12 protein-coding genes are annotated in these 10,105 nt (G+C 66.1%); 9 read left to right on the forward strand and 3 right to left on the reverse strand.

Going from position 1 to position 10,105, the window contains the following annotated elements:
• The first annotated feature begins 158 nt into the window (after positions 1-158).
• From Q4C89_RS12065 to Q4C89_RS12095, 7 genes are all read left to right on the forward strand, one after another.
• Positions 159-1,439: a hypothetical protein gene (locus Q4C89_RS12065; RefSeq protein ID WP_303102865.1), complete on the forward strand. Its 1,281-nt coding sequence runs from the start codon at positions 159-161 to the stop codon at positions 1,437-1,439.
• Between the two features lies 1 nt (position 1,440).
• Entirely contained in the window at positions 1,441-1,812 is a 372-nt protein-coding gene (locus tag Q4C89_RS12070) for a hypothetical protein (RefSeq protein ID WP_303102866.1), read from the forward strand.
• A 15-nt stretch (positions 1,813-1,827) separates the two neighbouring features.
• Positions 1,828-2,391 carry a 3-isopropylmalate dehydratase small subunit gene (locus Q4C89_RS12075; RefSeq protein ID WP_303102867.1) on the forward strand — a complete coding sequence of 188 codons (564 nt, stop codon included), beginning with the start codon at positions 1,828-1,830 and terminating at the stop codon, positions 2,389-2,391.
• 83 nt (positions 2,392-2,474) lie between these two features.
• On the forward strand, positions 2,475-3,533 hold the full coding sequence (leuB, locus tag Q4C89_RS12080) for a 3-isopropylmalate dehydrogenase (RefSeq protein ID WP_303102868.1): 1,059 nt from the start codon (positions 2,475-2,477) through the stop codon (positions 3,531-3,533).
• A 71-nt stretch (positions 3,534-3,604) separates the two neighbouring features.
• Positions 3,605-3,916 (forward strand): hypothetical protein, encoded by a 312-nt coding sequence (locus Q4C89_RS12085; RefSeq protein ID WP_303102869.1) that lies wholly within the window; start codon positions 3,605-3,607, stop codon positions 3,914-3,916.
• Positions 3,903-5,321 carry a PLP-dependent aminotransferase family protein gene (locus tag Q4C89_RS12090; protein WP_303102870.1) on the forward strand — a complete coding sequence of 473 codons (1,419 nt, stop codon included), beginning with the start codon at positions 3,903-3,905 and terminating at the stop codon, positions 5,319-5,321. Before Q4C89_RS12085 ends, Q4C89_RS12090 begins: the two co-directional genes overlap by 14 nt.
• 62 nt (positions 5,322-5,383) lie before the next feature.
• Positions 5,384-5,755 (forward strand): hypothetical protein, encoded by a 372-nt coding sequence (locus Q4C89_RS12095; protein ID WP_303102871.1) that lies wholly within the window; start codon positions 5,384-5,386, stop codon positions 5,753-5,755.
• Between the two features lie 20 nt (positions 5,756-5,775).
• On the opposite strand, the gene Q4C89_RS12100 is transcribed toward Q4C89_RS12095, so the two are convergent.
• On the reverse strand, positions 5,776-6,936 hold the full coding sequence (locus Q4C89_RS12100) for a glutathionylspermidine synthase family protein (RefSeq protein ID WP_303102872.1): 1,161 nt from the start codon (positions 6,934-6,936) through the stop codon (positions 5,776-5,778).
• A 125-nt stretch (positions 6,937-7,061) separates the two neighbouring features.
• A complete protein-coding gene (locus Q4C89_RS12105; protein WP_303102873.1) occupies positions 7,062-7,475 on the reverse strand; it encodes a hypothetical protein in 414 nt (137 codons plus the stop codon).
• Between the two features lie 68 nt (positions 7,476-7,543).
• On the opposite strand from Q4C89_RS12105, the gene Q4C89_RS12110 reads away from it, so the two are divergent.
• Entirely contained in the window at positions 7,544-8,509 is a 966-nt protein-coding gene (locus Q4C89_RS12110) for an RluA family pseudouridine synthase (RefSeq protein WP_303102874.1), read from the forward strand.
• Between the two features lie 12 nt (positions 8,510-8,521).
• Here the strand turns inward: Q4C89_RS12110 and Q4C89_RS12115 are convergent, their stop codons facing one another.
• Positions 8,522-9,097, reverse strand: a complete 576-nt coding sequence (locus tag Q4C89_RS12115) for a peroxidase-related enzyme (RefSeq protein ID WP_303102875.1) — start codon at positions 9,095-9,097, stop codon at positions 8,522-8,524.
• Positions 9,098-9,168: 71 nt separating this feature from the next.
• Between Q4C89_RS12115 and Q4C89_RS12120 the strand changes: the two genes are divergently transcribed.
• Positions 9,169-9,954: a hypothetical protein gene (locus Q4C89_RS12120; protein WP_303102876.1), complete on the forward strand. Its 786-nt coding sequence runs from the start codon at positions 9,169-9,171 to the stop codon at positions 9,952-9,954.
• The last annotated feature ends 151 nt before the right edge of the window (positions 9,955-10,105 follow it).

A 10,105-nucleotide genomic window follows, 5' to 3' on the forward strand; every position in this document is an offset into this window, starting at 1 on the left:
TGATTGACGCCGACCCCAATCTGGCGGGTCAGGCCATGCAGCCCGTCGCCGTGAGTTACGACGGGGAAACCTGGCTGGACTTGGACGGTGACGACGCTGACGACACCGACGCTGACGCCTGACGCCTGACGCCTCATTCAAGCCAAGGAGAACCCCTCATGGGAGAAGCCAAACGACGTAAACAACTGGGCCTGATGCCCACCATCTACCCCTTCAAAGTGCGCCTGGACCGCGACGGTCAGACGGAGTGGCTGCAAGGTGCGCCCGCCGACGTGCAGCCGCAACTGGACAGACTGATGCGCGAGGGCTTTACCGTCGGGGATGCCTGGGATGCCGAGTACCGCACGCTGCACGTCCTGACCGACTACAGCGGCACGCGCTACGACACCCAGGCCGACCTCGCCCGCATCGCCGTTCCGCGCTGGCGTCAAATCGAGGGTGAACTCGCGCTGGGCGGGCAACCCGGTCAACTGCTGGACTCGGAATTGCCCATCGAGGGCGGCAAGGTGCGCTTGCGCGAGCGCTCCACGTCCTTCGACGGCGAGACCTGGCAGCCCTTGATTGCCCCGCGTGACCCGCAGCACATGCTGAAGATGCTGAACACCCACCCCGCGTTCCGGCTGGAAGGCGAAGTGCTGGGCCAGTACCAGGCCGACCACTGGCAGGCGGGCCGCATCGACATCAGCCCCGATCTGCCGGAGAACGCGCCGGAGGGTCTGCTGGAATACCTCGAAGAACTGGTCAGCGAACTGCACGGTCAGACGCCGCAGGAGTGGCAGCAGCTGCACGCCGAGGCGCTGGAAACCTTCGAGGTGGAGCAGGCCGAGGACGCAGACACGCCGCCCGTCGCCCGTCGTCTGTTCTTTGAACTGCGCCGCGCCGCGCCCCTCCAGACGCCTGTGCCTCCCGTCGGCGGCTTCGGCGGGCTGGAAGTGCATCTGCTGGACGGCATGGCCTACTCGCCCGACGGTGAGGTGTGGCACCCCTACGAAGACCCCGAGCAGACCTTCGAAAACGCTCTGGCTCCCGAACTCGCCGAGTTTTTCGACCTGAACGTGGTCACCGTGACCGTCCACGCCGACGGACGGCTGGAATGGGACGAGGACGACGAACTCAGCGAAGACGACATCCAGCAGCTCAAGACCGACCTGCTGGAATCCACCGGAGCGGGCGACCCCGCCGCCTGGAAAACCTGGACGCATCAGGCGCTGACCGAAACCTTCGGTGAGGAACTGAACCTCCCCGCCGATGCCGATTTCCCCGTCCCTGTCGCCGTTCGCCTCGACATTCCCCGTGACGTGCTGGGCGACGACAACCCCCTGTCACAGACCTACATGGAATCCGAAGTGACCTTCGACGGCGAGAACTGGCGCGACCTGTACGACGAAGAAATCCCCGAAGAGCTGCTGCCGTTCGCCGCCGGGCAGGGCAGCAACTGAGATGGAACTCCCGGCCCTGTTCCTGTGTGCGGCGCTGCTGTACGTGGCGTGGCTCAGGCTGGGCTGGCAGCGCATGACGCCCGCCGAGGTTCCGGCGTTGCGGCGAACGGCAGTTCTGGCAGGGGCAGTCTGTCTCTTTCTGGCGCTGTATACCCGTCTGGAAATGGAGTCCTGGTCGCACCTGAGCTTTCCTTTCTCGTTGCTGGCGTGGGGCGTGCTGCTCCTCATGGCGCTGGCTGCTGGCTTTACCCAACTTGCCCTGGGTCGCCGGGGGACTGGCTGGCCCGTGCTGGGTGTAGGTGTGTGCGGCTTCATCGCTATCGCCTTTGCCCTGCTGGTCAACCGTTTCACGTCCGGCGACCCGATTTTTTAATCCCCTGGAGGTTTTATGCCCACTGTTCACGTTTTTGCCCGCGACCACATCAATACCGACGAAATCATTCCCGCCCGCCACCTGACCACCGACGTGGAAGCCGAACTCGCCAAGTACGCCATGGAGGACTACGACAAGGACTTCGTCAAGCGCGTGAAGGCGGGCGACATCATCGTGGCGGGGGCCGACTTTGGCTGCGGCTCCAGCCGTGAGCACGCGGTCTGGGCGCTGCGCGGCGCGGGGGTAGCGGCGGTCATCGCGCCCAACTTTGCCCGCATCTACTACCGCAACTCCATCAACAACGGCTTTCTGGCGCTGGAATGTGACGGCATCGTGGAAGCCTTCAATGACGGCGACGAGGCCGACCTCGACCTGAAGGCGGGCACCATCTCCAACAAGCGCACCGGGCAGACGCTGACCTTCGTGCCCGTGCCGCAGTTCGCGCTGGACGTGCAAAAAGCGGGCGGCTGGCTGGAATACATGCGCGACCACTCGCAGGCCGAGGTGGAAGCCGAGTCGCTGGAAGCGGAAAGCACCGAAGCGGGGCACGGACACCCTGGCAAAGCTGTAGAGGGTTGAGGGCAGAGCGCCGAGGGAAATATCCTTGACCCCTCACTCTCTTCTCTTCACCCTTCACTCTTAACGCACCCGGAGGTGCCCCCATGCCCAAAGTCATCACCCTGCCCGGAGACGGCATCGGCCCCGAAGTAACCGCAGCGGCGGTCGAAGTGCTGCGCGAAGTCGCCCCCGACGTGACCATCGAAGAGCGCCTGATCGGTGGCATCGCCTACGACACCGAGCAAAATCCCTTTCCCCAGAGCACCCAGGACGCCCTGAAAGAAGCCGACGCGGTGCTGCTGGGCACGGTGGGCGGCGCCCACGACAGCGAGTGGAACAAGCTGCCGCGCCACCTGCGCCCCGAATCCGGCCTGCTGGCGCTGCGTAAGGCGCTGGGCTGCTACGCCAACCTGCGCCCGGTGCGCGTGCAGCCGGGGCTGGAGCACCTCTCGCCCCTCAAGCCTGAACTGGCCCGCGGTGTGGACATCCTGATCGTGCGCGAGTTGCTCGGCGGCGTGTACTTCGACCAAGACCGCAAAATTGACGGCGACACCGCCTACAACACCATGCGCTACACCACCCACGAAGTGGAGCGCGTGGCGAAAGTGGCGTTCTGGGCCGCCGAACAGCGCAAGGGCCGCGTGACCAGCGTGGACAAGGCCAACGTGCTGGAAGTCTCCGAACTGTGGCGGCGCGACGTGCAGGCGCTGCGTGACCGCGACTACCGCTCCATTCACCTGAACCACGAATACGTGGATTCGGTGGCGATGCTGCTGGTGTCCGACCCCAGCCGCTACGACGTGGTCGTGACCGAAAACCTGTTCGGGGACATCCTCAGCGACCTCGCCGCCGTGATTCCCGGCAGCCTGGGCCTGATGCCCTCGGCCAGCCTGGGCGACGGCGCGGGCCTGTTCGAGCCGATTCACGGCAGCGCCCCCGACATTGCCGGACAGGGCATGGCCAATCCCGCCGCCGCCATCATGAGCGTGGGCATGCTGCTGCGCCACGGCCTGAAGCGCACCGACGCCGCCAATCAGGTGGACCGCGCCGTCGCCATCGCGCTGCGCCAGGAACCCACCCGTGACCTGGGCGGCAAAGCCGACACCAAGACCTTTACCCGCAGTGTCCTGAACGCTCTGGAATCCTCGCCCAGCGTGGGCTGAGGCCCAGCGACCCCGTAGGCTGGGCCGCCTTCTTCGGGGGTGGCCCAGTTCTTTGTGTTTATGCTGAAGCCATGACGCCAGCCATTCACTTTTCCGGCCCCCCCAAAATTCCCTATCCCGGCGGCTGCGTGCTGGAACCCGCACCCTATGCGCTGGAATACCTGCTGATTTGGCCCGCAGACGTGACTGTGAAGGGCCAGGTCTATCCCAACAAAAAGGTCTTTCCTTTCCTGCGCGAACTGCTCTCCAACCCTGCCGCTTACGGGCTGACCCAGGCCGAAGCCGAGGCGGGCCGCGACCTTTACCTGCACCTCGCCGGGCAAGCGCTGGAACAGGAAGGCGGGCAGGTTGAGTGGCTGGAGCGCGAGTTTGCCCGGCCCTGAGCCGCCCTTCGACCTGCCGCTGCTGCCCCCGGAGCCGGGTGAGGCGCTGCACACCCGCACCGAACGCACGCTGAGGGCGGCCATCCTGGCAGGCCAGTTGCCGCAGCAGCGGCGTCTGCCCGGACACAAGGCGCTGGCGCGGGCGCTGGGCGTGTCGCGCAACACCCTGGTGGACGCGCTCTCACAACTCGAAATCGAGGGCTATATCGAGGTGCGCGGGCGCAGTGGCACGCGGGTTCGGGTGCCGCCGGACGCCCCGGTGCCCCTCGCGCCGCCACCGCTGCGGCTGAGTGCCTGGGCCAGCCGGGCGATGAACGGGCGCGAGGCCGACGCGGGCGGCGAATACCGCTTCGACTTTCGCATCGGACAGCCGGTGCCCGAACTGTACCCGGCACGGGCCTGGGCGCAGGCGCTTGCCCGCCGCGCCGCCGCGCCCCACCAGGGAGAGGGGCTGCGTGACCCCCTCGGCCCACCCGAAACCCGCCGCGCTCTGGCGGCTTACCTGCGGGCCGAACGGGGAGCGCAGGTCACGCCCGAAATGATCCTGCTGACCGGCGGCACCCAGTCTTCGCTGGACGCCCTGTCGCGCATCCTGCTGGAATCGGGGCGGGTGGCCGTGACCGAGGACCCCGGTTACGCCGGAGCGCGGGCGGCTTTTGCGGCGACAGGAGCCACGGTGCTGGGGGCGGCTGTGGACGCCGAGGGTGTTCGCCCCGACCTGTTGCCTGCACAGGCCGATCTGCTGTACCTCACGCCGACCTGTCAGTATCCGACCACCGTGACGCTGAGTGCCGGGCGGCGGCAGGCGGTCATCGGCTGGGCGCGGCAGGCCGGAGCTTTTCTCCTTGAGGACGACTACGCCGCCGACCTGCACCACCAGGGCCGGGCGCCGAGTGTGCTGCAAGGGCAGGCCCCCGAGCGTGTCATTCTGCTGGGCAGTTTTTCCAAGAGTCTGGCCCCGGTCACGCGCAGCGGCTTCGTGGTCGCGCCGCGTGAAGTCATTGAGGTGCTGTCGCGCACCCGCCCGCTGACCGACCGGGTGCCGGGTGTGCTGGACGCCCTGGCGCTGGCCGACGTGCTGGCGTCGGGAGCGTACAGCCGCCATCTGCGCCGCGCCCGCGCCCTGCTGGCCCACCGCTGCGAGGTGCTGCGCTCGGCACTGGGGGCAGAGTGTCCCGACTGGCAGGCGCTTCCGGCACGGGCCGGGCTTCACCTGTACGTGCGCTTGCCGCCCGGTCATGACCCCCGCGCCCTCACCCTGCAGGCGGCGCGGGCGGGTATAGGGCTGACCCCCGCCGATACGGCAGAAACGGGAGCGGTTCTGCTTGCCTTCGCGCACCTGAGTCCCGAGAATATCCGGCAAGGGGTGCGGCAATTGGCAGCGCTTCCGGCAGCTTCTTCCTGACCCCCGACAGCCTGTCCGCTGGGGGTGGTGCCAGAAGGTCACTCGCGCTACGATACGCCGACATGCGAATTCTTGTGCTCGCCGTGCTGGCTGCCCTGGCCGTGCTCTACTTCACGGTGGGTCTCCGGTTCGGCTATGTCACGCTGACCGAGACCCAGCTTTTCAACGCCACAGGCACCAATACCTACGTGTTCCGCACCCTGGAAGACCGTCAACAGGTCGGCGTCACCGGAACCTGTCGCGTCAGGAGTGGGCGGGCCACCCTGCGCCTGTTCGGCCCTGCGGGAACCCAGGTCGCCGGGCAGGTCTGCCAGAAAGGTGAGTGGAGCCTGAACTTGATGGGCAGCGGCAAGACGGGCAATTACCGACTGGAAGTAGAGTTCGATAAGTACACCGGAAGCATCAACCTCAAAGAAACCCGCGCCGGAGAATAATCTGGGGTCGGCGGTAGGCTTCAGGGCAGCACCACATGCGGCGCGAAGGTCGCCCGGTTGTCGGTGACCCGCCCGCGTCCCTCACGGATGCCCAGGCCGCAGACCTCATCGCCCGCGACCCAGACCCCCAGCACCGGGTAACGCGGCCCGTCGTGCGCGGCATAAGTGGGCAACTCGGTGTAGAGCTGCTCGACCCTGGGCAGGTCGCCGTAGTCGCCGGGCGTCGCCGCCTCGCCGGGCAGTTGCACGTTCTGGCCCTCGCGGGAGTAGAGCGGTTTACGCACCACGTTCGGGCCGAGGGCGCCCGGCGTCAGCGTGGCGGGCAGCAGCAGGCGGTGGCCGGGATTGAGTTCGCACAGCAGGGCGAGTAGCCCCTTGCTGGACGTGACCGCTTTCCACAGCGGCTCGATAAAGCGGGTCGTCGTGGACGCCAGAAAGAGCGCGTCACGCGCTTCCCAGGCGTACTCGAAGGGCCACAGCCAGCACAGGTGCGCGATGGGCAAGTCCCAGGTGTCGAGCAACTCGGCAAAGGCCGGGTTCGTCCCCACTTCGGCGGCGGTCAGAAAGGAGCCGCTGATGCCCGCCGCCTGCGCCAGTTCGCGCTGGTAGGTGACGGTGGCAATGTCCTCGACTTCCTGCCCCGCCGAAAAATGAACCTGCCGCACCCCCCGCGCCGTGTGCAGGTGCGCCCACTGCTCGCCCAGTCCCTCGTGGATGGTGTTCCACTGCCCGGTGCCCGGCGGCAATTCGCCCGCGCTCAGGCGGTCTTCCAGCCAGTGCCACTGGCACACCGCCGCTTCGAGCAGGCTGGTGGGCGTCTGACCATTCACCTCCAGCAGTTTGGGCGGGCCGCTGCCGTCCCAGGCGAGGTCGAGGCGCATATACACGGTCGGGTCGTCGCGCTCCCACGACTCGCGGATGGCCGAGTGCAAAAAGGCCGGAATTCCCAGTTCGGTCAGTCGCCCGCGCTCGATGGCGTACCCCGTCGCTTCCAGAATCAGTTCGGTCAGGAGTTGCGAGTCGCGCCGCAGGTCAGCCACCTGCCCCGGCGTGAAGGCGTAACAGACTTCTTCGCCCCAGTACGGCACCGGATGCTCGGGCGTGGGCGCGTACCAAGTCATGCCGACTTCGTGCAGCCGGGCTTGCCAGTTCGGGCGCGGCGCGAGGGTCAGGCGCTGCATTTAACGAGGCCGCCGTTCATCTTCAGATGAACCGAGCGAAGCGAGGAGCGAAGAAAGGATGTTGAACTGGGAATGAAGCAGTTTCGGTTCTTCCCCGAAAGTGCGGAATGTTAAGTTCGGCATCCTCAGCCCCCGAAGCCGCCGCTTGAGCTGCTGCGTCCGCTGCTGGTGAACCCGCCCCGGCTGGTGCCGCCCGCCTTGAACGAGCCGTAGCGTCCGCTTTTGCTGTCGTAGCTCAGGCCCGTGCTGGCCGGGTTGCCCCCCGCGTCGTAGCCCACATAGCGGGTGGTGCTGCCAGAGTTGGTGTAGTAGGGGCCGTAAAAGCGCCCGCCACCGCCGCCACCCCCCGAACTGTTTCCGCCACTCCGGACACAGGGATTTTTGAGACCCTGAGAGATTTGCACCCGGTAGTAGGTGGCGCACTGCTGGTATGAATTGAAGCCGAGCCGCTGGTAGCGCGACGTGTCTACCGTGTCCTGGCACGACACCAGCAGGGCAGGCAGGGCCGACAGCAGCGGCAGGGCGAACTTCTTGGTCATGCCCATTCATACGGGGCGCGACTCTTTTCGGTTCCCGCTTTGCCCACCTGCACGTTACACTCCCCCCCATGCCCGAATTGCCCGCTCCCCTGCACCTCACCGCCGAAGCGGGTCGCCTGGACGCCGTCGTGTCTGCCCTGTGCGGGGTCAGCCGCTCGCAGGTCGCCGGGTGGATTGAGGCTGGGCGGGTCGAGGTGGACGGGCGCACGGTGGAAAAAACCAGTCACAAACTGCGCGGCGGCGAAGTGTTGCTGGTCAGCCCGCCCGCGCCGCCCTCGGCCCATGTGGAAGCCGAAAACGTGCCGCTGGACGTGCTGTACGAAGACGAACACCTGATTGCCGTCAACAAGCCGCCGGGGATGGTCACGCACCCCGCGCCCGGCGTCACCTCCGGCACGCTGGTCAATGCCTTGCTGGGCCGCATGACGCTGCCCGAGCAGCAGGACTTCGACACCGAGGGCGGCTACCGGCCCGGCATCGTCCACCGACTTGACAAGGACACCAGCGGCGTCATCGTGGTCGCCAAAACCGTGGCCGCGCACGCCCGCCTCGCCGCCGCCTTCAAGGACCGCGAAACCCGCAAGACCTACCTCGCCATCGCCGCCGGGCAGTGGAAGGCCGAGCGCCCCGCGCAGGTGGACGCCCCGATTGGCCGCCACCCGGTGCAGCGCCAGAAGATGACGGTGGGCGGCGTGCAGGCCCGTGACGCCCAGACGTTGTTCACGCCGCTGGACGCCCACCCGGACGGGCACGGGCGCACGCTGGCGCTGGTGCGTGCCCAGCCGCGCACCGGGCGCACCCACCAGATTCGGGTGCATCTGGCGCACCTCGGCAGCCCGATTCTGGGCGACCCGGTCTACGGGCGCGAGAGCGAAATCATGCCCCGGCACGCGCTGCACGCGCATTTTCTGGAACTGCCGCACCCGGTCAGCGGCGAAACCTTGCGACTGCACGCTCCGGCCCCCGAAGACCTGCTGAGCGCCTGGGTCGGCCTGGGCGGTAGCTGGCGCGAGGACTGGGAGCAGCCGGGCTGAAGCGGGGCAAGTTCAGCGGCCCTGCGAGAAATATTCGCCGTTCGGCACGAAGCCCAGGGCGCTGCTGACACGGTTGGTGAGGTTGAACATGCCCACGACCTGCACCAGCTCCAGAATCTGTGCGTCGGAGAGGCCCGCTTCCCGCAGCGGCGCGAGGTCGGCCTCGGTCATCTCGGCGGGGCGCAGCGTCAGTTTTTCGGCGTAGGCGCACATGGCCCGCTCGCGCCCGTTCAGGTCGGCCTGTCGCCAGTTGATGGCGGCGCTGTCGGCCTGGGCCGCGTTTCCGGTCAGTTGGCGCAGGGCGGCGCTGTGGCTGACCACGCAGTAGACACAGTGGTTCAGGCCGCTGACGACCACCGCCAGCAACTCGCGCTCGGCGGGCGTCAGAAAGCCGTCCTTGTTGACCAGCAGGTTGAAATAGTTCCACCACGCCAGAAACTGCTCGCCGTTCAGTGCCTGCGCCTGGAAGACGTTGGGCACGAATCCCATGTTGGCCTCGGCCTTGGCCCAGAGCTTTTTGACGCCCTCGTGCGCCTCGTCTTGAGTCGGAACAGCCAGATAAGACAGCCGGGGTTGAGTTGTGGGCATGGGGGCAGCATAAGGTAATCTCTTCGTCGGGGTTTGACTCCGAGTCAGGTTTTCCAAATAATGAGCCAGATATGAAAAAGATTCTGATGGGAGCCGGATTGACCCTTCTTCTTGCAAGCTGCGGCGGGAGCGATAAAACGCCACCCGCGGCGGCGGTCACGAGTGTCAGCGGCACAGTGGTTGAGGCTGTGACCTCCAGCGATGAATTCAACCTCAAAACCACGCCCTGGACTGGAGGCAAGGGTCAGGTTGTCGCTAAAAACGTCAAGGACGGCAGCGAACTGGCCCGTGGCACCCTGAATGCAGACGGGAGCTTCTCGCTAGCATTGCCCACTTCTGTAAGCAGCCTACAGGACCCCAACTTTGAAGACTGGACAGGGGACAGTGAAGGCATTACTGGAATCAAGCTGACTTGCACTGGAACCCCCAGCGTCAGCAACAAAGAAGCTAGGGGTACTTCTGCCGTCCTCAGCGCCGAAGCCAATAAAAAAGGTGCCATTCACCCAACGCTGTTCAGTGGAACGGACACGGATACTTCCATTCAGATGACCGTGAAAGCTGGCGGCCTGATGTATGTAGACCGTGACGTGCAGATGACGGGGACTCAGACATGCACGGGCAGCGAGGGTGGTGTGACTGAAACTATTACCGTCAAATTGGAGGCTAACCTCAAAGCGGGCTGGAACTTAATCACCGCGGCATACAGCCAGGCGGTGGTTAAGACTGGTGACCGGTCTGGCACTGTGACCACCAACCTGACGTTGACGTCGGGTGGCTTGCCTACCGATCAGTGGGTTCTTGGCGACAGCGTTGCTATGCCCCTGGGCTTCAAATCCACCTTTGGCCCTCTGCGCTAATCCCTGTGTGCCTTGTGGTCGCCCGCAAACCTCTAGGGCGGCCTTTTTTCGTGCCCTCTCAACTTGCGCTATCTTGGCCCCATGACCGTCCGTAGCCTGAACCGTTGGTGGCCCAGCCGCGCCTAGGCTGGTTCCGGCTGCGTTTCGTCGC

It is taken from the genome of Deinococcus sp., from assembly GCF_030523985.1.
Lineage (GTDB): Bacteria > Deinococcota > Deinococci > Deinococcales > Deinococcaceae > Deinococcus.